The organism is Massilimicrobiota sp. mt181, assembly GCF_055420065.1.
On sequence record NZ_JBVAYN010000005.1, the window covers coordinates 71,977 to 96,397 of the forward strand.

The 24,421-nt window shown below is 32.5% G+C and carries 23 protein-coding genes, 6 tRNA genes, 1 riboswitch and 1 other annotated feature; of the genes, 4 read left to right on the forward strand and 25 right to left on the reverse strand.

Annotated elements, in window-relative coordinates; genetic code table 11:
* Window positions 1–39 precede the first annotated feature (39 nt).
* The 6 genes from ACZYT4_RS04710 to ACZYT4_RS04735 all read right to left on the reverse strand — a co-directional run bounded on the left by ACZYT4_RS04710 (window position 40) and on the right by ACZYT4_RS04735 (window position 10,196).
* Entirely contained in the window at window positions 40–1,293 is a 1,254-nt protein-coding gene (locus tag ACZYT4_RS04710; RefSeq protein ID WP_463782917.1) for a hypothetical protein, read from the reverse strand.
* Window positions 1,294–1,402: 109 nt separating this feature from the next.
* Window positions 1,403–2,827: an immunoglobulin-like domain-containing protein gene (locus ACZYT4_RS04715; RefSeq protein ID WP_463782919.1), complete on the reverse strand. Its 1,425-nt coding sequence runs from the start codon at window positions 2,825–2,827 to the stop codon at window positions 1,403–1,405.
* A gap of 11 nt (window positions 2,828–2,838) precedes the next feature.
* On the reverse strand, window positions 2,839–5,226 hold the full coding sequence (pheT, locus tag ACZYT4_RS04720) for a phenylalanine--tRNA ligase subunit beta (RefSeq protein WP_463782921.1): 2,388 nt from the start codon (window positions 5,224–5,226) through the stop codon (window positions 2,839–2,841).
* A 4-nt stretch (window positions 5,227–5,230) separates the two neighbouring features.
* Entirely contained in the window at window positions 5,231–6,265 is a 1,035-nt protein-coding gene (gene pheS, locus ACZYT4_RS04725) for a phenylalanine--tRNA ligase subunit alpha (protein WP_463782923.1), read from the reverse strand.
* A gap of 32 nt (window positions 6,266–6,297) precedes the next feature.
* Window positions 6,298–6,493 (reverse strand) — a binding site (T-box leader).
* Window positions 6,494–6,559: 66 nt separating this feature from the next.
* A complete protein-coding gene (locus ACZYT4_RS04730; RefSeq protein ID WP_463782927.1) occupies window positions 6,560–8,416 on the reverse strand; it encodes an ABC transporter ATP-binding protein/permease in 1,857 nt (618 codons plus the stop codon).
* Between the two features lies 1 nt (window position 8,417).
* Window positions 8,418–10,196: an ATP-binding cassette domain-containing protein gene (locus ACZYT4_RS04735; RefSeq protein ID WP_463782929.1), complete on the reverse strand. Its 1,779-nt coding sequence runs from the start codon at window positions 10,194–10,196 to the stop codon at window positions 8,418–8,420.
* A gap of 40 nt (window positions 10,197–10,236) precedes the next feature.
* On the opposite strand from ACZYT4_RS04735, the gene mnmL reads away from it, so the two are divergent.
* On the forward strand, window positions 10,237–11,181 hold the full coding sequence (gene mnmL, locus ACZYT4_RS04740; protein ID WP_463782933.1) for a tRNA modification radical SAM protein MnmL/YtqA: 945 nt from the start codon (window positions 10,237–10,239) through the stop codon (window positions 11,179–11,181).
* Between the two features lie 6 nt (window positions 11,182–11,187).
* Here mnmL and hpf read toward each other — a convergent pair whose 3' ends face one another.
* The 4 genes from hpf to ACZYT4_RS04760 form a co-directional block, all read right to left on the reverse strand.
* Window positions 11,188–11,718, reverse strand: a complete 531-nt coding sequence (gene hpf, locus ACZYT4_RS04745) for a ribosome hibernation-promoting factor, HPF/YfiA family (RefSeq protein WP_463782935.1) — start codon at window positions 11,716–11,718, stop codon at window positions 11,188–11,190.
* A gap of 93 nt (window positions 11,719–11,811) precedes the next feature.
* Window positions 11,812–12,957, reverse strand: coding sequence for a methionine adenosyltransferase (gene metK / locus ACZYT4_RS04750; protein WP_463782939.1), 1,146 nt, complete (start codon window positions 12,955–12,957; stop codon window positions 11,812–11,814).
* Between the two features lie 58 nt (window positions 12,958–13,015).
* Window positions 13,016–13,114, reverse strand: a riboswitch (SAM riboswitch).
* A gap of 6 nt (window positions 13,115–13,120) precedes the next feature.
* Window positions 13,121–13,243 carry a hypothetical protein gene (locus ACZYT4_RS04755; RefSeq protein ID WP_463782941.1) on the reverse strand — a complete coding sequence of 41 codons (123 nt, stop codon included), beginning with the start codon at window positions 13,241–13,243 and terminating at the stop codon, window positions 13,121–13,123.
* Window positions 13,244–13,402: 159 nt separating this feature from the next.
* Window positions 13,403–13,627, reverse strand: coding sequence for a NifU family protein (locus ACZYT4_RS04760; protein ID WP_087243082.1), 225 nt, complete (start codon window positions 13,625–13,627; stop codon window positions 13,403–13,405).
* A 128-nt stretch (window positions 13,628–13,755) separates the two neighbouring features.
* On the opposite strand from ACZYT4_RS04760, the gene ACZYT4_RS04765 reads away from it, so the two are divergent.
* Together ACZYT4_RS04765 and ACZYT4_RS04770 are read left to right on the forward strand one after the other, a co-directional pair.
* Window positions 13,756–14,130: a CvfD/Ygs/GSP13 family RNA-binding post-transcriptional regulator gene (locus ACZYT4_RS04765; protein ID WP_463782947.1), complete on the forward strand. Its 375-nt coding sequence runs from the start codon at window positions 13,756–13,758 to the stop codon at window positions 14,128–14,130.
* Window positions 14,130–15,410 carry a glucose-6-phosphate isomerase gene (locus ACZYT4_RS04770; RefSeq protein ID WP_463782950.1) on the forward strand — a complete coding sequence of 427 codons (1,281 nt, stop codon included), beginning with the start codon at window positions 14,130–14,132 and terminating at the stop codon, window positions 15,408–15,410. Before ACZYT4_RS04765 ends, ACZYT4_RS04770 begins: the two co-directional genes overlap by 1 nt.
* A 207-nt stretch (window positions 15,411–15,617) precedes the next feature.
* Here the strand turns inward: ACZYT4_RS04770 and ACZYT4_RS04775 are convergent, their stop codons facing one another.
* From ACZYT4_RS04775 to ACZYT4_RS04845, 15 genes are all read right to left on the reverse strand, one after another.
* A complete protein-coding gene (locus ACZYT4_RS04775; RefSeq protein ID WP_463782953.1) occupies window positions 15,618–16,004 on the reverse strand; it encodes a hypothetical protein in 387 nt (128 codons plus the stop codon).
* A gap of 58 nt (window positions 16,005–16,062) precedes the next feature.
* A complete protein-coding gene (locus ACZYT4_RS04780; protein ID WP_463782956.1) occupies window positions 16,063–16,725 on the reverse strand; it encodes a hypothetical protein in 663 nt (220 codons plus the stop codon).
* Entirely contained in the window at window positions 16,709–17,545 is an 837-nt protein-coding gene (locus ACZYT4_RS04785; RefSeq protein ID WP_463782957.1) for an ATP-binding cassette domain-containing protein, read from the reverse strand. The genes ACZYT4_RS04780 and ACZYT4_RS04785 overlap by 17 nt, the downstream gene beginning before the upstream one ends.
* On the reverse strand, window positions 17,529–19,514 hold the full coding sequence (locus ACZYT4_RS04790) for a hypothetical protein (RefSeq protein WP_463782959.1): 1,986 nt from the start codon (window positions 19,512–19,514) through the stop codon (window positions 17,529–17,531). Before ACZYT4_RS04790 ends, ACZYT4_RS04785 begins: the two co-directional genes overlap by 17 nt.
* A 498-nt stretch (window positions 19,515–20,012) precedes the next feature.
* Window positions 20,013–20,651: a hypothetical protein gene (locus tag ACZYT4_RS04795; protein WP_463782961.1), complete on the reverse strand. Its 639-nt coding sequence runs from the start codon at window positions 20,649–20,651 to the stop codon at window positions 20,013–20,015.
* A gap of 305 nt (window positions 20,652–20,956) precedes the next feature.
* Window positions 20,957–21,030, reverse strand: a tRNA-Gly gene (locus ACZYT4_RS04800).
* A 6-nt stretch (window positions 21,031–21,036) separates the two neighbouring features.
* A tRNA-Lys gene (locus tag ACZYT4_RS04805) sits at window positions 21,037–21,112 on the reverse strand.
* 3 nt (window positions 21,113–21,115) lie between these two features.
* Window positions 21,116–21,191, reverse strand: a tRNA-Gln gene (locus tag ACZYT4_RS04810).
* Between the two features lie 7 nt (window positions 21,192–21,198).
* Window positions 21,199–21,282, reverse strand: a tRNA-Tyr gene (locus ACZYT4_RS04815).
* Window positions 21,283–21,289: 7 nt separating this feature from the next.
* Window positions 21,290–21,365: transfer RNA gene (locus ACZYT4_RS04820), tRNA-Thr, on the reverse strand.
* Window positions 21,366–21,370: 5 nt separating this feature from the next.
* Window positions 21,371–21,446, reverse strand: a tRNA-Val gene (locus tag ACZYT4_RS04825).
* A 126-nt stretch (window positions 21,447–21,572) separates the two neighbouring features.
* Window positions 21,573–22,277, reverse strand: coding sequence for a DUF3784 domain-containing protein (locus ACZYT4_RS04830; RefSeq protein WP_463782963.1), 705 nt, complete (start codon window positions 22,275–22,277; stop codon window positions 21,573–21,575).
* Between the two features lie 13 nt (window positions 22,278–22,290).
* Window positions 22,291–22,599: a hypothetical protein gene (locus ACZYT4_RS04835; protein WP_463782966.1), complete on the reverse strand. Its 309-nt coding sequence runs from the start codon at window positions 22,597–22,599 to the stop codon at window positions 22,291–22,293.
* Window positions 22,596–23,237 carry a DUF3887 domain-containing protein gene (locus ACZYT4_RS04840; RefSeq protein WP_463782970.1) on the reverse strand — a complete coding sequence of 214 codons (642 nt, stop codon included), beginning with the start codon at window positions 23,235–23,237 and terminating at the stop codon, window positions 22,596–22,598. The genes ACZYT4_RS04835 and ACZYT4_RS04840 overlap by 4 nt, the downstream gene beginning before the upstream one ends.
* Window positions 23,230–23,577 (reverse strand): PadR family transcriptional regulator, encoded by a 348-nt coding sequence (locus ACZYT4_RS04845; RefSeq protein ID WP_463782973.1) that lies wholly within the window; start codon window positions 23,575–23,577, stop codon window positions 23,230–23,232. Before ACZYT4_RS04845 ends, ACZYT4_RS04840 begins: the two co-directional genes overlap by 8 nt.
* A 121-nt stretch (window positions 23,578–23,698) precedes the next feature.
* Here ACZYT4_RS04845 and ACZYT4_RS04850 point away from each other — a divergent pair, with 121 nt between their 5' ends.
* Entirely contained in the window at window positions 23,699–24,391 is a 693-nt protein-coding gene (locus tag ACZYT4_RS04850; protein ID WP_463782975.1) for a RodZ family helix-turn-helix domain-containing protein, read from the forward strand.
* Window positions 24,392–24,421 lie beyond the last annotated feature (30 nt).

The following is a 24,421-nucleotide window of genomic DNA, read 5'->3' on the forward strand; positions in this document are numbered from 1 at the left end:
AAAACGAAAAGTGAAACACTTACGTTTCACTTTATTATCTTATTTTTTCATCAATTTTCTACGATTTATCATAACACATCCTACACTTGCAAGCAATAATCCACCATATAAATAAGGTAAAGATGTATCAGATGTTTGAGGCACATCCTTTTGAACCTGTGTTTCTTGTGGTTGATCTGTTTGTGTTGTCGTTGTAGGTTTTTCTTGAACAGATTGGCTAGGTTGAGTTTCTTCTTTTGAAGGTGTAGATGTTTCTGATTGTGATGGAGTCTGTTGCTTATTAATATCTACAGTGATTGTAAAAGAAATCACACCATTTTCATTAAGACTATATGTTGCTGCTTTTGGTGTTCCTGTAATAGTTGCTTGTCCATCTCCTACAAAAACAAGTTCATCACCATCTACTTTGATAACTTTTTCATCACTACTTTCCCATGTATAGTTGGAAACAGTCCATAATGCACTATCTGGTTCTAAGAAATCTAAAATATTCTGTCTTGCATTAATATTGACTTTCACATTTGTATCCTTAGCAACAACATCACCAACAGTTGCCTCTGGATTTCCTACATGGACATGGATAGTATGTTTTTCATTTCCGTGATAAATGTACACATTTGTTTCTCCTGCCTTTTTTCCGGCAATTAAAAAATTATCTACTCCAGTAAAACCAAAACGTGCTATACTCTCATCATCACTTTTAAAATCTGAAAATCCAAATGCCGCATTTAGATCTCCTTGTTCTACAAATCCATATGGATTCACAAACATCAAATTTTCCATACTTTGATGTTCATCTGTTGAAGCTGGTAAATAAAGTTCAGATGGCAAGTTCCATGCCTTAAAATATTCATCAGCTGAAGCAGGGTTACCAGAATATGCTACTGAATATAAATTACATTGTGATAATAATGAAAAATCTGTAATTTGATTATTTCTTAAATCAATATGCATATTCTTTTTTATTGCCGGTATTATAGGTGAAATATCACTAATTTGATTATCAGAAAAATCATATCCTCTTCCTGCACCAGGATCCGCTACTAAATCTGCATTCTCCATCCCAACTAAACTTTTTATACCTTGTCCAGATGCATCTAGCGTATGAAGATTCTTCATTTCTTCCTTAGATACCTTTCCATCTCCATTGTTATCAACTTGTTGTAAAACAAGCTTCTCGAGAGTCTTATCTTCAAAATAAACCATATCAGATTGATCTTCAGCAAATACAAACTGACAAGACATACTTGTACAAATTGCAAATGCACATAGCATTCCTATAATCTTCTTCATAAATCTTTGTCTCCCTTCTTTTGAATATTTTTGTATTATAACATACCTATTTTCAAGAAAATAGAGTGGCAAAAATTGTGGACAACAAAAAAGGAGAACTAATTTCTCCTTAATCATCAATCATAATAGCTTGAGATTCCATATCTTCAAATGCTATTTCAAAAGCATCGCGTTCCCAAATAGTTAATCCTTGTAAAGGATTGTTTAAAACAACATGTTCTTCGTCAAAACCAATCAGCACAAGACAATGTTCACTCACTGGAAAAGTCACCGTTTCATCAGTATACTCACCATCAAGTGTCTTAATATACCATTCCTGTTTCCCTGATTGTTCATAAGTCTGTAAGGATGCTGTTGCCCATATTTGAATAGGATGCCCCATTTCGACATAAACCAACAAATCTTCCAGTGAGGATCCCGTCAGATTTGTGACAGTATGTTGCCCATTCTGTTCATCAATCATATTTTCTAGAACTTCAACCATCGGTTCTACATAAATGCCATAACCACGTGAGGACATACTCCCTGTAAAAGCTTCATGTGGATTAGCTCCATATAAACGTCCATCTTTATATTCTAGAGGAATTATAGGAACTTCTGCGATGACATCTTCAATGGTCACATCATATCCATAATATTGTAATAACATTGTTGATGAAGCCGACTCACAACCATTGTAATAATCAGGCAACTGCAAGACCATAGGAACATCTGATATACGATAAGACGTTTCTCTTTCTTTAACAACGACGTCTCTCTCTACAGTGGTCTCATTGCCAGATTGATCACTGACTGTATAAGTCAGTGAGTATGTCCCTGCCTGTTGTGTATTTACTTCACCAGAAACTTCTATTTGATCTGTACAGTCTCCATCAACATCATCAGTTGCAGAAACTTCATATAAAGGATCAAATGTTTCATTTAAATAAGCAATCTGAGGTTTTATACTTATTTCAGGCGCTTTTAAATCCAATACTTCCACTTCGAATGTTTCTTCCTGAACATTCTCATAGGGATCTTCAGCACGGACATGAACCGTATATGTTCCCATCTTTGAAACATCTACATCTCCATCAATTTGAATATCACATTCCTCCTGTGAATTATCGCTCACAGTGATGAGATCTTCTATTTGAAAAGATGATGTGCCATAAGCAACTGATTCCTGACATTCCACAACTGGAGGTGTATCATCTGAAACTTGAATCGAAATAGGATAAGTTTCATCATGATATGTAATCGTTCCTTCATACTCTCCAATTTGAGGACATCGGTTTTCAGAATCCATATATTTGATTTCACTAAAAGTCAACTGACATTCTGAAATAATATTTTCTCTTTCAAAAGGTAAATACCAGGTTAAATTCAAATAATCCTCAACATCTTGACTTAATTCTTCCCCAACCTGCATTGTTATTGTTCCACCATCAACCAGCTTTAATCCAAGTCTCCAGATCATGATATACACAGCCATAAAAAGCAGTAGTACACCAAATACAGCAATGCCAACACGTTTTTTTGAAAGTTTTCTCATATAATAGGCAATTAAGCTCTTAAATAAGCATTATAATCTTTTTTCACCACATTTAAAATGTGTTCGATTGCAGCATTAATTGTTGCTTCATCCAAAGTCTTTGAAGCATCCTGGAATGTTAAAGCAATGGCTACAGATTTTTTACCAGATTCAATATGTTCCCCTTCATAAACATCAAAAATCTTTGTATCAACGATTAAACGACTTGCTTTACAGATAGAGCGTACCACATCATAAACAGGTATATCTTTATCCATAACTAATGCAATATCTCTTGTAACAGCTGGATATTGTGGTATAGCTGTGAAATGAATCGCGCGTTTTTTCAGATTTAATAATATAGATAAATTCAACTCTGCAACGTATACATCTTTCACATCATATTTTTTTGCAAGACGAGGATGGACTTTGCCAATGACACCTACAATATCTTGACCCATCATCAGATATCCACTTCTTCCAGGATGGAAATTCTGATTATCTTCTTCTACAGGTTTCAATGTATAACGTGATTCTTCAATTCCCAATTTTTTAAAGATTGTTTCCACCAATCCTTTCACAAAATAGAAATCAGCTTTTTGTTGTAGCTGTTGCCATGCCACATCATGATACATACCGGAACATGCAATAGCTAAATTTTGAATTTCACTATCTTGTGAATAGGTATGTGAAATCTCATAAATAAAGACATCTTTTTGGGCATGAGCCAAATTATAGTTAACAGCTTGCAATAATGAAGGAATCAATGATTTTCTTGTCACACTTCTTTCTTCACCTAATGGCAACATTAAAGAAATAGAGTCACCCTGATGGAAAAGATTGAAATCATTAACCATAGATGGTGAAGTTAATGTATATGTAATGACTTCATGCAATCCTAAATCAGCAAGTAAATGTCTGATCCATCTTGTCTGACTTTGAACAGGTGTTAAAGCCCCTTTTGTCATTTCCATCAGTGGTAATGTTGATGGAATAGAATTATAACCAATCATTCTTGCAATTTCTTCAATAACATCAGCATCCATACTCATATCATTACGATATGTTGGAACTGTAACATGAAATAACTCATCTTCCAATGTATATTGGAAATGTAATCGATCTAAAATATGTGATATATCTTCTGTTTGAATAGATGTTCCTAATAAATCATTAACTCTTGAAGTTGATAATGTAATCACTTTTTCTTCAACTTGGTATGGTGTCATCACACTTTGATAAATTTCTTGAGCATCAGCCAATTCCTGAAGTAATGCCGCACAACGATTCAACACTCTTGGTGTATTTGCTGTATCAATAGCACCTTTAATATAATGCTGTGAAGCATCTGTTAAAAGATTTAAACGACGTGCCGTATTTCTTAAGCTTGCTCCATGGAAAGTGGCAGCTTCAACGACAATATTCACTGTATTGTCATCAATCTTTGTATCATCTCCACCCATCACACCAGCAACACAGCCAATTCCTTCATCTGTAGAAACAATGATATCTTCTGGTAAAATTTCATATTCTTTACCATCAAGTAATTTTGCTTTTTGATGGAAACCTGTTTTAATAACAAAACGTTTTTCTTTTAATTTATCATAATCATACATATGAATAGGTTGACCTGTTTCCAACATCACAAAATTAGAAATATCAACAACATTATTAATTGGTTTAATACCACTTGCCATCAAAAATGTTCTTAACCATTCAGGTGATTCTTTTGTTGTGACACCTTTCACTAATTTTGCACCAAAGAATGGACATAAATCTGTTTCCACATCAATTTGAATATCACTTTCTTTTTCATTCAAATCTTTTAATGGTGGAATCTGAACTTCACGACTTAATAAAGCACCAACTTCATAAGCTAAAGAAATCATAGCCATACAATCAGCTCTATTTGGTGTTAATCCAATTTCCAAAACAGTATCATCATATCCCATATATTTTAAGGCATCTTCACCAACTGGCGCATCATCATCTAAGACATGAATTCCAGCCTTATCTTCCTCACGTAATAATCGCTGATCAATACCTAATTCAGCAATGGAACAGATCATACCATTAGATTCAACACCACGGATTTTTGTTTCCTTGATTTTAAATCCATCCCCTAAATCACATCCTGGTAAAGCCACAATGACTTTTTGCCCAGCATCAACATTAGGCGCACCACAAACAATCTGTTGAACCTGACCATTTCCTATGTCCACCTGACAAACATTCAGATGATCACTATCAGGATGGGCTACTTTTTCTTGAACATACCCCACAACAAGCTTATCCCCTCTTGCAAAAGCATGCATTCCTTCAACTTCATGACCAATTGATGTTAACTGATCAGCAATTTCCTTTGCTGATAAATCATCAACTTTGACATATTGATTTAATAATTTTAAACTCGCTTCCATATGTTTAATCCTTTCTTACAAATTGATTCAAGAATCTTAAATCACCACTATAAAAATCTCTAATATTATCAATACCATATTTCAACATGGCTACACGTTCTAATCCAATACCAAATGCAAATCCTTGATAGACTTGACTATCAAATCCACACATTTCCAAAACTTTAGGATTAACCATTCCAGCTCCTAAAATTTCAATCCATCCTGTATGCTTACACATGGCACATCCTTTTCCATTACAGTTATGACATGAAATATCAACTTCTACACTTGGTTCTGTAAATGGGAAATATGATGGTCTTAAACGAATTTCACGTTTTTCACCAAACATCTTTTTCGCAAATAATTCTAATGTTCCTTTTAAATCTGCCATCGTAATATTTTTATCGATAACCAATCCTTCACATTGACTGAACTGATGTGAATGTGTTGCATCATCATCATCACGACGATATGTTTTTCCTGGACAAATGACCTTGATTGGCCCTTTTCCATTTGCTGCCAGCATGACATGAGCCTGTACTGGCGAAGTATGTGTTCTCAACAATGTATTTTCATCGATATAAAAAGTATCTTGCATATCTCTGGCTGGATGATCTTTTGGCAAATTCATCAATTCAAAGTTAAAATGATCAGATTCTACTTCTGGCCCCTCTGCCACACTATATCCCATACCTATAAATAAATCTTCCAATTCTTCTCTAATCATAGAAAGTGGATGAATTGTTCCTAAAGGCAAATGACTTCCTGGTAAACTAATATCAATTCTTTCATTTTTAATTTTTTCAAGCATTTCTTTTTCTTCCAAGATTTTTTTCTTATCTTCAATAGCTTGCGTTATATCTTGTTTGACTTTATTAGAAACCTGCCCAAAAGAAGCACGTTCTTCCTTTGACATATCTTTCATTGACTTCATTGCAGATTGCATTGGGCCTTTTTTCCCTAAATAAAAAACCCTTAAATCATTCAATTCTTTCAATGATGAACAATCTTGAATTTTCAATAAAGCTTCCTCTTTAATCTTTAATAATTCGTCCATAATTTCCTCCTTAAAATAAAAAAATCGTTCCACATAGGAACGATTAATCGCGGTACCATCCTAATTCATAACCAAAGTTATGCCCTTTAATGCAGTAACGTTGCATAACGGCGATGATTAGTCGCACTCCAAGGTGAATTCAATAAATGCATTGTAAGAAAACTTTCAGCATATGTTTTCCTCTCTGATACAAATTCTTTATTTACTTGTCCTCTTCATCGTGTTAACGCTATTATTATAACCAACTTTTTTTAGAAAAACAAGTTTTTTATCACCGATATTCTTGAAACATATTTATTCTTTTAACGCCTCTACTGTATTCATTTTCAAAATATAAAGAAGTGGTGGAATCTGACTGCATAAAACAAGAATATCACTGATTAAAAAAACAAATAACATCAATGGCCAATCTAATTCTACTCTTAATGTCTCTATTTCAAACATTTGTTTGATAAAAGAATTGATGATTTGAATCACCTGATAATAAAATAGGAAACACAATATCTGTGAACAAATAACAATCTGTATTGATTCATATAAAACAATTCTTAAAATATCAAATGTTCCTGCTCCAAAACATTTCATCACTGCTAAATCTTTTTTCTTTTGAATCACATTCAAAAACATAATTTCACCAATCAAAAATAAAGATGATAAAATAGCCAGACATGAAAATAAAAATAAAATCATATTCACCTGTTCAATAGTTTGTGAAACATTTTGTGATGTAGACTCTCCAATAGCCATAAACCGATAGTCTGGATATTGTTTTTCCAGTTGTTTGATAATATCTTGTCTTTGATAATCGGGATGAACATATAAAATCCCTAAATGTGATGAGATTTGATCCAATTGATAATGATAGACGTCTTTCAACAAATAAATATAAGCATGATCCATCTGATAGAATGTATCTAATGTTGTTGTCTGCGTGGTAATACCCACAATATGATAACAGATGGATTTCACTTCCCATTCATGCTGATACCAGGCATAAATAGATTTTCCAATCAGTGAAGAGACATCCTGTGTATCTACAAGATGCTGAGCGGTTGATAAAGAGAGGACAATCTCATTATGTGATTGAGGCAATCTCCCATATTTTAATGAAAGATAAGTATATGGAGAAGTGTCATCACCGATAAATAAAGTCTGTGATTGTTCGTATCTTTCCTCGTGAAAACCTATTCCTAGACACTCATAATCATCTAGAAACATTTCTGCTTTTAAAATACCTTCCTGTCCTTTCATCTGTGATAAAAGTTCCAAAGACAAGGACTGTTGATAACGTGACTGAAAACTAATACCAGAAGCAGGTACCATGGAATAAATGTATTGATGAAACTGTTTTTCAAGATGACGTGTTAAAGTCAAAGCAACAACGATGCATAACAACGATAATAAAATGCCTATCATTAATTGAAAAGAACGTCCTTTATGAGAACACAATGAGGCAAAAGAAAGACGCAAATGAGGAAAAAGATATTTTCTGCTTCTTTCTTGTTGAGGTAATATCTGGGGACTTTGTGAAAGAATCTGATGAGCAACAATTTCTCCATCTTTCATCGTATAGATTTCATCACTATATTTTTTAACCAGACATTCATCATGAGAAACCAAAATAACCAGACGCGTTTGTGATTCTTCCTTTAATAATTGCATAACACTATCAGCATATTGAGGGTCCAATGAACCTGTTGGCTCATCACACAAAAGGATATCACTGCGATGAAAATGGCTACGCAAATAAGCCAATCTTTGTCTTTGTCCCATTGAAAGAGAAGCCATGGACTGATGTTGCAATTCTTGTAACGATAGAGATAAAGACATTCGAGGTTGACGATGAAAAAAGCGTGGTAAGCTGACATTGTGTTTCATAGAAAGCCACATAATCAAATGAAACTGTTGAAAAATAAAACTGACATGTCGGCGACGATAACGTGTTAAATGTCGTTTAACACTTTTGTGATTCCATAAAAGATCTCCTTGAAAATCTTTATCAAGTCCACCCAATATATGCAATAAAGTTGTTTTACCACAACCCGATGGTCCTACAATAGAAATCAACCCACTGTCAGGAAAACATAAATGAATATCTTTAAGAACTTTTTGATAATGATATCTTTTATTTAATCGACAAACTTCAAGCATGTTATTCCTCCCTCAATACTTCAATCTTATGCACTTTCATCATTTTATGAATGGGATGCAAAACAGATAAAATACTCATGCAAAGATAGATAAAGAAAATAAAAAAATATATATCATATTTTGAAAAAAAGACAGGCTTTAATGATAATGAAAAAGATAACAATGACTCTATATCAATCACACTATTCAAATAGATATAAACAACAACGGATAAAAAAGAACCACCTACAGAAATAATCATTCCTAATAAAAAAGCTTCTATTAATGATAGACACAATAATCTTTGCGAAGATATTCCCAGTGACAACAAATAAGCAACATCATGCTTTCTTTCAAAATAAATGATAGATTCAACCAATCCCAGCAATAACAACGAAATAATGAGACTTATGCCAATAAAAAACACAGCAACAAGCTGTGCTAAAGAAAGCAATGTCTGATAACTTTCAATACGTTCTATGATTTCACTATAAACGTGATAATCCACTGATAATTTCTGATATAAATCCTTATTTTTCATTGGTGAACTTTCTACAATCAATTCTCTAGAATTCATCAGTTCTGGAATGTCTTGTTGAAAAGATGGCTCCAGATAAATGTCTTCTTGCGTAAAAAAATCTTTTTGAAGCACTCCAACAACAGATAATGTCAGATGTTTTTGTTGGTATGTTATTTCTATTTTTTGATTAGGATGTTTCTGATCAAATGAATAACTGACAATGACTTCATATTTTGTTTGTGGAAATCGTCCTTCCTTTAAAACGATATGTGATGTCTGATCAGGCAAAAAGAATAGCGTTCCTTCCCATTCTTTTTGTGACACATAAACCTGACATTGTTCTAACTGATAATTATAACCAATAGAAGCAATATCCTGATCAACAGGCATTGTTTCAAAGGGTCTACCATCTTTGTTTTCTAAGTACATGACATTCTTTAAAACAGCTTGTTGTTCACTATCTTCAATCGCATCAAAAACACCAAACATAGCTGTCACAATAACAAAAAAGGCGACAATGACAATCCACTGAAATAAAAAAAGAAACATTAATTTGTTTCTTTGAAAGAAAAGCTGTCGCAAAGGATAAAACCAAAGGCTATGATGTTGATGTTTCTTTGAATATGATAATGATTTTTTTGTTTTTGGCAGACGACCTTTTAAGACTCCTTTTTCTAAAGTCAAAACACTATCACAATAATCCTGTATCAATTGAGAGTCATGTGAAACAATAATAACCAAAGCATTTTGAGATATTTTTTTCAAATATTTCATAACTTCTTTAGCTTGTTCATGATAAAGAGCACCTGTTGGTTCATCACATAATATAATGTCAGATTGTTTTAATAATGTTTTGGCTAACGAAGCTCTTTTCCTTTGTCCGCCTGAAAGTTGAAAAGGATAGCGTGATAACAAATCCTGAATATCTAATTGAGAAACAATTTTTTTAAGCATTGCTGGTGTATAGTATATATGACTGATATGATTAGGTAAAATAATATTTTCCTTTACGGTTAATGAAGAAATAAAATCTTTATTTTGCATCATAAAAGAAATATGTTCACATATAAATGCTTTTTTATCTTTGATTTTCTCACCATTATAAACAATATCACCCTGATAATCATCATCTAATAACCCTATAATATATAACAGTGTACTCTTGCCACATCCGCTCGTTCCCTGAATACCAATCAAACCTGTATCAGGAAAACTTATGGATATATGATCAAGTATCACTTTTTCATCATATTGCTTGCAAATATCTTTTAACTCTAACATTATGTCCTCCTTTATGTTATAATTCTTCTCGGGTGAAAATATGAACAAATTTCCATATACATTTGATAATAAACGTTATCATACATATAACTATTTTTTAAAAACAAAATATCATCATAAAGTTGCGAAAGTCTCACTCAACGCTGGCTTTACTTGTCCTAATCGTGATGGCACATGTGGCTATGGGGGCTGCATTTTCTGTTCCGATAAAGGCTCTGGAGATTTTGCTGGTGATGTTCAGGATTCTTTGCAAAAACAATTTCAGGATATTTCCTCACTGATGCGCCAAAAATGGCCGGATTGTCAATTTATTGCCTATTTTCAGGCTAATACAAACACATATGGAACCATCCAGCAGCTTCAGGAAAGATTTGAACCTTTTGTCTGCATGAAAGATGTTGTAGGGATTGCTATTGCGACTCGTCCTGATTGCTTAAGCGAAGAAATCTGTGATTATCTTTATCAGTTATCACAACGCTGTGATCTTTATATTGAACTGGGCTTACAGACCATTCATGATGAAACTGCTCGTTTGATCAATCGCGGGCATGATTATCAGACTTTTTTAGATGGCCTTTCACGTTTAAGACAAAGACATCTGGACGTATGTGTTCACATCATCAATGGCCTACCTTTTGAAACCTATGATATGATGCTTGAAACAGCCAAACAGGTAGGACAATTAGATATTCAAGGATTAAAGATTCATAATCTTTATATGTTGAAAAATACAGCACTTCATAGATTATATCAACAAAAACCATTTCCAATATTATCACGTGATGAATATATTTCCTTAGTTGTCGATCAGCTACAATATATTCCTCCTCATGTTGTTATTGAAAGATTGACTGGTGATGCTCCTATTGATGATCTTATTGAACCTTTATGGTCTATAAAAAAAGTCACGATCTTAAATGATATTGATAAATTAATGAAAGAAAAAGATATCCACCAGGGATATCTTCTCTCAAGCTCTTTATAGAGCTTTTTATTGTGTTTCAATTAATCCATAACCACCATTATGTCTCTTATAAACAACGCTGATAGAATTTGTTTCAACATCACGATATACGAAAAATGAATGTCCGATTAATTCCATCTGCATAATCGCTTCTTCCATATCCATTGGTTTAGGACTAATTGTTTTTGTTTTGACAATAACGTCTTCCTCTTCATGTTCTAAAGGTTCAATAGAAGCAATATTAAATGCGAGTTTATTATCTTTAGATTTACGACTTAATCTCGTCTTATATTTTCTAATTTGTCCTTCTAGTTTGTCGATAACCAAGTCAATAGCATTATAAAGATCATTATCAACAACCTCAGCTCTTAATAATACATATTCTGTTGGAATAGTCACTTCAATTTTTTGCCCAACTGGATAAGTTCTAATTAAAACTTTTGCTTCAACATTGTCACTCATGATGAAATATTTATCCAACATGCTTAACTTTTTGTTGATTTTTGCTTCAATCCCTTCAGTTAGCGCAACATTTTTTCCTCTTATACTGACTTTCATAAATATTCCTCCTTCTGTTAATTTTATTATACCATTATTTCATGATAAAAAACACTGATTTCCACCAAAAAGTAAAAAAGCCCCAATAGGAGCTTATAAATATTTTTGAAGACATTGAATACGATCAAGCTTTTCCCAAGGGAAATCCATATCCCCTCGACCAAAATGACCATAAACAGCAGTTTTCTGATAAATAGGACGTAACAATTGTAATGTGTCTATAATGCCCTGAGGTGTTAAATCAAATTCATGATGAATAGCATTTAAAATCACATCACGCGATACTTTTTCACTGCCATATGTTTCCACATAGACACTCGTTGGTTCTTTAATACCTATCGCATAAGACAATTGAATTTCTATACGATCGCAAAGCCCTGCAGCTACAATATTTTTAGCCATATATCTTGCCATATAGGCTGCACTTCTATCAACTTTTGAAGGGTCCTTACCAGAAAAAGCCCCGCCACCATGACGTGCACTGCCTCCATAAGTATCGACAATAATTTTACGACCTGTTAAACCAGTATCTCCATGAGGACCACCAATCACAAAACGTCCGGTAGGATTGATAATCACTTTATAATCAGTATTCATCTGATATTTGTTGACGACATCTTTCATGACAACATTTTGAATATAATCTTTAAAAATCTTTTCATCAAAAGTATCATCATGTTGAACAGACATCAAAATCGTATCAATACGTGGACAAGTTGCATCAGAATAATCAATCGTCACTTGTGATTTCATATCTGGTCTAGCCCATTTAAACTCTCCGCTATGACGTTTTTGTGTCGCATAACGTACAAGATGATGAGCTATAGAAACAGCCAATGGCATATATCCTTCTGTTTCACGACAGGCATATCCAAACATGATTCCTTGATCTCCTGCACCACCAACTTCTTTATTTGTTCCTAATGCAATATCACTTGATTGTACCCCAATCACATTGATAATTTGACATGTATCAGCATCAATTCCAATATCAGCACGTGTATAGCCAATACGTCTTAAGACATCTCTTGCGATGGCTTCGTAATCAACTTGTGCATGTGTTGTGATTTCTCCACCAATCACTAACAAATTTGTTGTAATAAAGCATTCACAAGCAACACGTGAATACGGATCCTGTGCTAAACAGGCATCTAAAATAGCATCACTGATCTGATCACAGATTTTATCAGGATGTCCTTCAGAAACAGATTCTGACGTAAATAAAATTTTGTTCATCATTTTTCTTTCCTCCCACTTTGCCAATAAAAAAAGCTTTCAAGAGGAAAGCTATTCTTTCCTCTTATTGTTCAAGTTAAACTTGCTAGGTAAGGCACCTTCTTGATAATAAGGGTTGCCACCACTTCATCGATCCTCATCTCGTGGTTCTTAATAAGAGCTTCTATTATTGATATAATTTTTTTAATTCTTCATGACTTAAAGAAGTCATGGCTTCAATCAATTCCATTTCCAATCCTAAATCATATAGAATGGCTGCAATTTTCATTTGATCTTGTTTTCGACTCATTCTTATCACCAGTCTTATTTTAACCGCAATAAGTAGACATTATTCTACAAAACAAGACTTTTCAAGTATATATGAATAACAGTAATAAATCAAGTGATATTATCACATAATAAAATTATAGCATGTTTTTCATCATTTTTTTCTCAAATTTATCTCATTTTAAATAGCCTGAACTTCTAATACTCCTGGAACTTCTTCAATTAAAATTTGTTCAACACCATCTTTTAAAGTTGCATCCAACATCATGCATCCTGCACATGCTCCATGCATTTGTACATAGACAATACCATCTTCAAACTTTACAAATTCAATATCTCCACCATCTCTTTGTAAATAAGGTCTTAATTTATGTATAACTTTTTTGATTTCTGCTTCTTGATCCATGATAATAGCCTCCTTTATAAATCCTTATTATTATATCATATTTTTTAAAATATAAAAGTCCAATGCTTGGATTTCACTTTCTTCTCATTTGACTTTATGATATAATTGTTGTGATTGGAGGGCTGGCAATGGAACATCGTGTCAAAACTGGTGATATCATTGATGTAACCATTACGGGAATTCAACCTTATGGTGCTTTTGCATCTTTACCTGATCACTCTGCTGGTTTAATTCATATTTCTGAAATTTCTGATAAATTTGTAAGAAATGTTGAAAATTTTGTCCATGTCGGAGAAGTCATTCGTGTGAAAGTTATTGATATTGATCATTCAACACACCAAGCAAAACTTTCTTTGAAGGCTGTTCATCTCGCCAAAAGAAAGTATAAAAGGGCTTATAAAAATCAGAGAGAAAAGATACAGGAAACACCTTTAGGATTTTATCCATTACAAGAAAAATTGCCTGAGTGGATATCTCTAGGCGTAATCAAGGAGGAAGAATGATGATTAAAGTTGATTTATCTCAAGCAAAATTAACTGAAAATATGGATTCATATAAAGATCAAGTTTCTCAAATCCATGATATGATCCATAACAAAACTGGTCAAGGAAGCGACTTTTTAGGTTGGGTTGATTTACCAGTGAACTACGACAAAAACGAAGTAGAAGCAATCAAAGCAAAAGTTAACGAACTTAAAGATGAAATTGATGTTTTATTAGTTTGTGGTATTGGAGGTTCTTATCTAGGAGCAAGAGCTGCTATTGAAGCATTAAATGGTTTATATCCAAATCATCCAGTTCAAATTATTTATATTGGAAATACATTCTCTTCTAACTATTTAGCTCAAGTGAAGGAATATGTGAAAGATAAAGAATTTGCTATTAATGTTATTTCTAAATCAGGAACAACAACAGAAACTTCTATCGCTTTTAGAATTTTTAAAGAATTACTAGAAGAAACAAAAGGAAAAGAAGTTGCAAGAAAAAGAATTGTTGCAACAACTGATAAAGAAAAAGGTGCATTAAAAACTTTAGCAACTAATGAAGGATATACAACATTTGTAGTTCCTGATGATGTAGGTGGACGTTATTCTGTTTTAACTGCAGTTGGTTTATTCCCTATCGCTATGGCAGGAATTGATATTGATGCTATGATGAAAGGTGCTGCTGATGCAAGAGAAGAATACAGTAATCCTAATTTATCTGAAAACAGTGCTTATCAATATGGTGTTGCTAGACAAATGTTATCTAAACAAGGTTATCCAGCTGAAATGTTTGTGACTTATGAATTACAGTTAGCACAAACTGCTGAATGGTGGAAACAATTATTTGGTGAATCAGAAGGAAAAGAAGGAAAAGGTATTTTACCTACAAGTGCAACATTCTCAACTGATTTACACTCATTAGGACAATTCATTCAAGAAGGAAGCAAAGTTTTATATGAAACTGTCTTAAAAATTGAAAAACCAATTGCTGATTTAGAAATTCCTAGTGATCCAGATAACTTAGATAACTTAAATTATCTTGCAGGTAAAACTGTTGATTATGTCAATAAAAAAGCATGTGAAGGAACTATTGATGCTCATGTGAACACTGGTAATGTTCCTAATATTCAAATCACACTTGATGAATTGACTCCATATTCATTTGGATATATGGTTTATTTCTTTGAAAAAGCTTGTGCAATGTCTGTATATCTATTAGGTGTCAATCCATTTAACCAACCAGGTGTAGAAGTTTATAAGAAAAACATGTTCAAATTACTAGGTAAACCTGGTGTTTAATAAATCATTGAATAAAACAAAAGAAGGATGCAAACCATATGAGTTTATGTATCCTTCTTTTTTAGAGAATCTCATTTGTTATATGCTTTTCCAAAACGATTCTATCTTTTGGAAAAGCTTTTTTATTTTCTAACATAATAATGAAAATCGGATAAAATCATTCTTATTCAAATAATCACATTATCCATAACATCAATAACAAATTCTTCATCGATATAGTCTCAGTTCTGAGTTCTTATTTTGATAAATAATAGTATAATCTCCCGAATCATCTAAATGATATTGTCTTATCTCTTGAATATGATGATCTGAGTTATCAATTTTGTATTGATATCCAGAATATTCTCCTGATAATAATGAAAAATATGCTTTGATACTATAAACACCTTTTTCTATTTCTTCTAACTCAGACTTTTTAAAGTAACCCACTGAAGTTCCTGAACTCATCTCTATGATGATGTCATCATTGAATACTTCGACGTCATTTTGATCGACAACAGTCACATAAGTTGTTTGTTGATCTACAAAAACAAGAACAACAATAAATATCAACAGACAAACGATAACTAATAATATTTTCTTTAATTTTAACATTTGAATTCCCTTCTTTAAAATTATCTCTTCATTTCTCGTTAATGTTAACTAATATGTTTTATTGTTTAGCAATAAAGTTGCCTGCTTCTCTTTTTTCAATATAAAAGCTTATGATGATAAAAAGAATGGAAATACATAACTGTATCACATATTCCATTAAAGATTCTTCTACTATATAGGTATTCATCTTAAAGATATTAAACCACATTGGATATGGATATGCTTGTGTAAATACAAATACATAAATAATTATACCAACCAAACTTAACAGTAGATTATGCCCTACAACATTGAGAAAATAGAATAATGCAGTTAAAAAGAGTTCAATAAGAAGCAATATCTTCATAAAAGATAGGAAAATGGATGTTCCTAGTAAAAACAAGATGATTCCATATATTAGCATCAAAACAATCTGTATAAAGACAAAGATATAAAACATATAAATCAGTCCTGTTTTGGATGACATGCTTCTAAAAAGTTCCTGCGATCCTGCATCCATACGATGATGCATGAAAATAAAGAATATAAATACCAGAAAGAGTGGAATGAACATCTGAAGCTCATCCAGTATGACCTGTGCATCTCCCTGTATCTTCATAATTGATATGATATGATTAACGAGATATGAACTAAAGATTCCCCATAAGAATATCAGGTAGATAATCAACGCTATGACATTGTTTTTAAGCTCTATCAGGAAGAGTTCAAGCTGATTTTTCATTTAAAAACGGTCCTTTCAATATATACATATAGCCATCCTCAATCTCAGGTTGCATAGCTTGCCCATTGTCTGGTCTTTCATCACAGATAATACGATAATATTTTTTATCATCTTTTGTGAATATACGAATGACATAATGAGAAATTGTCAGTTGTTTATAATCTTCTTCGGCAAGCTCATAGACATGATCCTTAGCTTTTTCACATATACGAGCTGGTGTATCCTTGCATCGTATTTTTCCACGACTCAAGATAATCAGCTCATCACAAACCGATTCCACATCCTCTACAATATGGGTTGATACGATGATTGGATAATCTCTTTTCTTCAATAGAATCTGTTTGAATCTTAGTCTTTCTTCAATGTCTAATCCTGCCGTTGGTTCATCTAACAGGACATAGTCTGGCTGTCCTAAGAAGGCCTGTGCAATTCCTGCACGTCTGACCATTCCTCCTGATAAAGAACCACACTTTTGATTCATATCTTCCAGATTGACATCTTCAAGAACACTTTTAATGTTTTCAGCTCTATCAGATTTTGGAATTTCCTTTAATACAGAATAATAATACAATTGATCATAAAGTGTCATCTCTTTAAACACACCATATTTTTGTGGCAGATATCCTATCATACCTTTTTTTTCAGTGTAAATGTTTCCTTCATCTGGTTTGAGAACACCAGCTAAGATTCTTAATAATGTCGTCTTTCCACTACCATTTGGACCAAGAAGTCCATAGATTTTATTGTCCAGTTCAAGATTGATATGGCTTAACGCCTGTACATGTTTATACGACTTAGAAATATCATTGATTTTCAGCATCTTTAATCACTCCTCTTAGAAACTCTTCATCATTGGATTCTTCACTAAAAGCATACTGGACCATTGCCTTCAAAAGTCCATCTGCTCCAACCTTTTGATAGGCTTCTTCCACCAGTTTCGCCAGTTCTTCAGCTCCTTCTCTTTCATCGCTTTGTAGGTACATGAGCATGTTTTGGCAAATCTCCTCTGAATCATTTGAGAAAAATCCTCCATTTCTAAAACAGTCCCATAAAACAGTGACCTCTCTGGTTGAAGAAAGTATATAATAATTCAAAATTGGGCTTTTATACATTTCATCACTACTATAAGGAGATTCAGATAAAAGAATATAATCATCAAAAATAGCTATACCGTTTCCATTGTTTGTGTTTCTTATCATATCATCATTGACAAGAAAGAGTCTCTTCTTCATCAATTCTTCCTTTTTAATATCTAGATATTGACTGGCGAACTCAACATCCTTCTTATAATTGGATTGTGTTATTTCAAATAGATTATCCATATTATCTAAAGGCAAATAGGATGCAATCTGTCCTTCGTTAACAGATTCTATATTGCCATCAAACAGACTGATACTATCAGTCACACCTTCATAAACATGACTCTTTCCTTCACTGAGATTAGTCACATAGCTGCGATCTGTATGCAGTGTTATACTGGCTGGCTCGATATGGTTATAGTAATTATATCCACCAAATCCAAATACACTATTTTTGTTGCCTGAAAGGCTGAAGAATATCTGCCTTTCTCCTGCCATCGGATACCATGCAAAATATCCTGGAAGCATGGCAGCATTATAATTGGAATAGAAACGAGGATGATAGCCATGATAAGCTATGGATAGTGTAACCTGACTTTGTGGCTCTTCAAAATGAAGCTTTACATGATCATCATCTCTTTGATAGGATAAGCTGACCTCTGATTCTATCTCATCGATATGATAAGTGCGATATAATGTAAATGTAAAATCCTGTCGTGGCTTTTCAGATTCCAAAACCAGCTTTCCATCAACATTAAGTATTCTTGAGCAGCTTAGATTCAAATCATACTCACTAAATGTATAGTCTATCTCCTTCTCCTCTTGAAGATTATCCCATTGTACAGTCCTTAAATCATACATATATCCATCCCATGAATCATTAATTCTCAAACGACTGGCAGGCAGATACGCAAAAGCTCCCAATGATAAACATAGAACTGTAGATAGAATCACTATTACCTTTCCCCTTAACTTTCTGATGCCTTTTCCTGATTTCAGATAATAGATAATGAAAGCTATCATCATCCACATGATCATCAGTGCCAGACGTTGTGGTTCACACTGCAAACCATACATCACATCAATATCCCATTTCCTATTCTGATACAGAATTTCAAATGGAATCTTAATGATTCTATAAATCTGGTCAATTGGAAAACTAGGCTGTTCACTCCATACTATCAGTTCTGAAAGTGGAGAGATCATGAATATAAAAGCAAGTATAAATAGTATAGATATTTTAGATGCAAACAAAGATAGAACAAGTCCTATTGCTAGACTAACTCCTTGAGGCAAAATCATATTATACAGATAAGATTCCATAAAGACATTCAAAAAAGCATAATCCTGTCTAAATAAGGCAACACCTAAAAACAATAGAATAAATACAATATGATATACAGCTATAATCAGTAATAAAACAACGAATAGATTTCTTTGAAATGAGAACTTTCCTCCCATTGTATCAATCAGTTCCAGCTGATTTGTCCTTGTTGCAGAAGTCAGCAATATATAGCTCATAAAAATTAAAATGATACATAGAAGATAATTATTCTTACTTAGAAAAGAAAGAGCTGTATATAAATCTATCAATCTTATAAGGAAAAAAAAGAACCCATAACTCACAAGTAAACTCAATAAAACAATACCTAATATGACGCGATTAGACTTTAAAATACGCAGATAAATCTTCATTTTTTCTAATTTCATATCACTTTCCCCCATAACAAATCGTAAAAGATTTTTTTATCAACATAATCAAATATTATTATGCTTAAATTTATTGTTTTTTCATATTAACTTTGTCCCATCCATATGAATAAATATAAATTTTAAAAATTTAACATATCCATATAATAAGATAACCTACTTGTTTCAATAATGATTAAAAAATATTCATAAATATTGTTGAGATACACTTTCTCATAATAACGATGTTTTTTTAATTGTTTTTATCTTTTAAAAATATCATTTGGAATATTATTTGTTTTTATTATTTAATGATTGATTCTTTTCATTTTGAACATTTATTATAATTCCTCTATATTCCACTAAAAAAATCAGAAACATTAAAATGGAATTAGAGACATCATAATTTTTACGATGATTTACTTTTTTATTAAAATAAGTTTATATAAGAATATCTTTTCTAGATTCATTATAACATTTTGAGTATATCTGAAAAAGTTCTTTCAATAGTTTTAATAATTATTTTGATATTAAAAAAATAGCTCTTTTATTTTCCATTTTTATTTTTCTACAGTTATCAATAACTTTTTCCCAACCTCCTCCTGTCTTTTTCATTTCTCTTATCAAATCTTCATAGTTAAAATCAATGCGATAATAATAATACGCAAAAATGAGCAATCCTCTTCGTATGCTTCTATATTCATATGAGGTATAATTTCTTTGATTTCCATTTTCTATACAATTCATTAATAATTCTTTTTTAGGTATTTTATTTAAGACTAAATCTATTTCATTTTTATAGAGACCATTCTGATAACTTCCTAGATATGCTAGAGCTTCCTTTTTCACACTCCATCCACCACGTTTTTTGATACCTTGCTCATATTTGAGATATGTTGGATAGTCATCTATTGTATAGTCAATATCATCATCTAAGACTGTAAGCATTTCATATGATTTATTAATAATTTTAAAAATATTTTGATTTTCCTCCCTTATAGCAACAATCTTTTCTCCTTCAAAATATATCCTGAAGAGATTTGGACTGTTTTCATGTATTAATAATGAAAGTAAGTAATCATATTTTTTGATCAACCGATGATTTTCCTCTTCATTTTGCAATTCCAACAACATATGTACATTTTTTGTATTCATCATTTTATTTTTATCCACTTTAATTAGGGAACTACTCAAAGATTGCAATCTTTCTAAATAGTTCATAGGATCATAGGATATAGCTTTAAATATGCATAATGTTTAAGATTCATTTTTACACATTCAATAGCATCATTTCTTTTGAGTTTTAAATTTTTTATAGTTAAATCATCCATATATTAACCCTCCTTCAGCAACAAAACACAAAAAAGCTATGTTGATTCCAACATAGCTTGTAAATAGTTCTTTTATTTAGTTTGTCAAATCCAAATTTTATTAATATACTCGACCCTTATATTCCTAAAAAATGGAGCGGGTGATGGGAATCGAACCCACGTAGTCAGCTTGGAAGGCTGAAGTTCTACCATTGAACTACACCCGCAAAAAATGGTGACCCGCAGGCGACTCGAACGCCTGACCCTCTGATTAAAAGTCAGATGCTCTACCTACTGAGCTAGCGGGTCAAATGGCTGGGATACCTGGATTCGAACCAGGGAAATGACAGAGTCAAAGTCTGTTGCCTTACCGCTTGGCTATATCCCAACTGAAATGGTGGGGAGGGGCGGATTCGAACCACCGAACCGAAAGGAACTGAGTTACAGTCAGCCGCGTTTAGCCACTTCGCTACCTCCCCGTATATATGGTGCCGGCTAAAGGACTTGAACCCTCAACCTACTGATTACAAGTCAGTTGCTCTACCAATTGAGCTAAGCCGGCATAAATGGTGGAGGTTAACGGGCTCGAACCGCTGACCCTCTGCTTGTAAGGCAGATGCTCTCCCAACTGAGCTAAACCTCCAATTTCTAGTGCCCTCTTATAATAGCATACGTCTATGAACTCGTCAAGAATAAAATTGAAAAAGAAACAGAAATATCTTTTCTTCAATATCTTTCTGTTTCCTTTCAATATTCATATAAAATAGAATTATACAACGTTTATTTCTTCCTTTAGTTTTTCATAAATATCCTGTGTCTGTTGTCTATTTTTTCCACTCACAACAAAAATCTCACTATCCGTATAAATAATCACATATTGTAAACTATTCGTATATCCATAAAGTCGATAATCATTAAACTCATCATTTCGATATCTTCCCGCTTCAATAACAGCATTATTGATACCATTTTTCTTATGTCCTATATCAATATTTTCACGAAACTCTACTTCGGTAATATCAGCATACGAAATTTCTGAAGAAGATACCAATGTTCCAGATAATTGTATGGAATTGTCATGATACTGAATATGAATATCACCAATAAACATAACCACTATCACAAATCCACCAATAACGATTGTCAGTAATATACTAATGATCATCGAAGATTTCATTTTCTTGGTATTATGCTCTAAACTAGCATATTGACTACCAATTAGAATTATAGCCATACCTATGATAAATAAACCAATCATCACATAAAGTCCATAAGTTTCTAGCATCATCAATGAAAACAACCCACAAGTGATGATAAAAAAGCCTAATCCTACAATACGACATAACTTCTTTTCATTATACTTTGCCTTTTCATCTGCACTTGCTGTGTTATATCCAGCAATTAAAAATGAACCTTTTCCCATTAATAAGAAAATAGAAATCATCAAAAATATGACAGGCATAATAAATTTCATGATTGACTCCCTCCTAAAAGATACCATGATTATATTTAAATTGAGCATAAATCATAACTAAAACGCCCATAAAAATGCCAATAAACATTATGATATCACTAAATAGATACAATTGTAATAAACGCAATAATAAAGCTAATGTACATCCTACTCCAATGATCAACATACCAACTCCAAAAGTTTTTGCGTAGGCTATCATATCCTTTTGTGCAATTCTACTTTTATGATAACTGTGAACCAAAGAGACATTTCCTTGAAAATGACCATATGCAAAGACAAAACAGACAATTGCTAATATGGCATATGTGATATTTTGCTTCATTTCATATACAGCCCCATTAATTCATAATTCTGATTGAAAGTGATCGTGTATGTCACACTACGCAATTCATATAATGCAACAACCTCTCCTACAACACAAACATCATTATTTTGTTTGACTTCAACATATCTTTGACTGGTTATGCGTTGATAATTGCCTAATTCTCCTAAAGATGAAACAGATTCTTTCAAAAGACTCTCTGTCATGGTTTCTTTCATCTTTTCATCACACTTTTTGAGTATCGCTTGAGTATCTAGATGAGAAACATCTAGAATAACCTGTTCCATTTGCTGCTCAACAGTGTCTTGCTTAAATAATCCTGATGTTCCCAGCTCCTGATATTCTGGCATAATGGAACGGATAAAGAAAAAAATGCCTAATCCCAATACAACCACAATACCAATAACGATTCCTATAATTTTCTTATAAGAGCGACGTAATGAAACACCCATATTCTCATTAAATTCCTTTGCAACAGCTTCAGGTGTTCCCATTCTTTGAATAATTTCTTCTAATGATTCACCATTTTTCAATGCCATATCAATATCATTTTCTAAATCTAACTGAATTATTTTCTTTTGTTGTTTTGAACATCTTAATAATTTCAAAACGCCTTTGATATATTTATTCTTATTCATGTTCATTCTCCTCTAAAATCTCATTAACAACCAATGAAAAATCTTTCCATAACCTCTTTAATTCTTCCAACTGTTTTTTCCCTTTTTCTGTTAAACAATAGTACTTTCGCGAAAGTTCCTTCTTTTGAGGCTGTGTCCATTGACTTTTTACCAATTCATCATCTTCTAAACGATATAGAATGGGATAGAGTGTCCCTTCTTTCATCTCAAACATTCCATGACTCTTCTCCTTCATGCATAAAATCATCTGATAACCATACATTTGTTCTTTTGATAAAAGTTGCAAAACCAAAATTTCTAAAATTCCTTTTTTTAATTGCCTTTCATATCTTTCATTCATTGAACCAGCTCTTTTCTATTTAGTATTACTAAATATATTGTTATACTTAATTCTATAAATGTCAATATAAAGTTAATATAAAAGTCATATTGAAAGGTAATACTGTAGGTGGGTGATAAAAATGGCAAAAAAATTTGTATTCGATGATGAAATAGAAAATCATGAAAATAAGTATGATAATGAAGAATTTCCATATGAAACTTTTTCTTCACAGCCCGACTCTATTGTAGATAGAGAACCTCATCAGGAACCTATCTATCACAAAGAACATCAAAATGAGGATTTCATATCTCAGCAAGATTCTAATCAAAAAACATCTTTTCAACAGGACAATCAGGATAACGATGAAAAAACGGACAACAAAACCAAAAAAGCAAAACCTAAGACTAAGAAAAAAGTCAAAAAAAGAACAAAAAGAAAGACAAAACAACAAACAAAAGTCGTTAAAGAAAAAAAGACACATTCGTTTCTTGGAAAATTTTTCTTATTCATTATCATCACATTGATTATAGCTGTATTATGTGTTGGTGGATATATAGGATATCGATATTACATCCAACAACAAAATGAAATTGAAAATCTCCAACAGCAAATCAATGAACAATCTCAAGATCAATCTTCACAAAATACCAATGAAAGCTCACAGTCATCTGTTCCACAGACAGATAATACACAAGATAATAACAATCAGGAAGATTCTCAAAACTCATCGGATGATACCTCAACTCCTGATACAAACGAAGAAACAACACCACCAATTTCTAATGAAAACAATGAATCACTTCAAGGAACAACACCTGAAAGTCAACAATAATGACATGAAAAAACCTGCTTCATCAAGCAG

Coding starts and splice junctions, on each gene's coding strand:
- ACZYT4_RS04770 (WP_463782950.1), top strand. CDS start 14,130: ATGATTAAAGTTGATTTATCTCAAGCAAAATTAACTGAAAATATGGAT.
- ACZYT4_RS04780 (WP_463782956.1), bottom strand. CDS start 16,725: ATGAAAAATCAGCTTGAACTCTTCCTGATAGAGCTTAAAAACAATGTC.
- ACZYT4_RS04755 (WP_463782941.1), bottom strand. CDS start 13,243: ATGAGTCGAAAACAAGATCAAATGAAAATTGCAGCCATTCTATATGAT.
- ACZYT4_RS04765 (WP_463782947.1), top strand. CDS start 13,756: ATGGAACATCGTGTCAAAACTGGTGATATCATTGATGTAACCATTACG.
- metK (WP_463782939.1), bottom strand. CDS start 12,957: ATGATGAACAAAATTTTATTTACGTCAGAATCTGTTTCTGAAGGACAT.
- ACZYT4_RS04835 (WP_463782966.1), bottom strand. CDS start 22,599: ATGAAGCAAAATATCACATATGCCATATTAGCAATTGTCTGTTTTGTC.
- ACZYT4_RS04795 (WP_463782961.1), bottom strand. CDS start 20,651: ATGATGAATACAAAAAATGTACATATGTTGTTGGAATTGCAAAATGAA.
- pheT (WP_463782921.1), bottom strand. CDS start 5,226: ATGGAAGCGAGTTTAAAATTATTAAATCAATATGTCAAAGTTGATGAT.
- pheS (WP_463782923.1), bottom strand. CDS start 6,265: ATGGACGAATTATTAAAGATTAAAGAGGAAGCTTTATTGAAAATTCAA.
- ACZYT4_RS04715 (WP_463782919.1), bottom strand. CDS start 2,827: ATGAGAAAACTTTCAAAAAAACGTGTTGGCATTGCTGTATTTGGTGTA.
- ACZYT4_RS04735 (WP_463782929.1), bottom strand. CDS start 10,196: ATGTTAGAGTTAAAAGATATTTGCAAGCAATATGATGAAAAAGTGATA.
- ACZYT4_RS04775 (WP_463782953.1), bottom strand. CDS start 16,004: ATGTTAAAATTAAAGAAAATATTATTAGTTATCGTTTGTCTGTTGATA.
- hpf (WP_463782935.1), bottom strand. CDS start 11,718: ATGAAAGTCAGTATAAGAGGAAAAAATGTTGCGCTAACTGAAGGGATT.
- ACZYT4_RS04760 (WP_087243082.1), bottom strand. CDS start 13,627: ATGGATCAAGAAGCAGAAATCAAAAAAGTTATACATAAATTAAGACCT.
- ACZYT4_RS04790 (WP_463782959.1), bottom strand. CDS start 19,514: ATGAAATTAGAAAAAATGAAGATTTATCTGCGTATTTTAAAGTCTAAT.
- ACZYT4_RS04710 (WP_463782917.1), bottom strand. CDS start 1,293: ATGAAGAAGATTATAGGAATGCTATGTGCATTTGCAATTTGTACAAGT.
- ACZYT4_RS04730 (WP_463782927.1), bottom strand. CDS start 8,416: ATGCTTGAAGTTTGTCGATTAAATAAAAGATATCATTATCAAAAAGTT.
- mnmL (WP_463782933.1), top strand. CDS start 10,237: ATGAACAAATTTCCATATACATTTGATAATAAACGTTATCATACATAT.
- ACZYT4_RS04840 (WP_463782970.1), bottom strand. CDS start 23,237: ATGAATAAGAATAAATATATCAAAGGCGTTTTGAAATTATTAAGATGT.
- ACZYT4_RS04850 (WP_463782975.1), top strand. CDS start 23,699: ATGGCAAAAAAATTTGTATTCGATGATGAAATAGAAAATCATGAAAAT.
- ACZYT4_RS04830 (WP_463782963.1), bottom strand. CDS start 22,277: ATGAAATTTATTATGCCTGTCATATTTTTGATGATTTCTATTTTCTTA.
- ACZYT4_RS04845 (WP_463782973.1), bottom strand. CDS start 23,577: ATGAATGAAAGATATGAAAGGCAATTAAAAAAAGGAATTTTAGAAATT.
- ACZYT4_RS04785 (WP_463782957.1), bottom strand. CDS start 17,545: ATGCTGAAAATCAATGATATTTCTAAGTCGTATAAACATGTACAGGCG.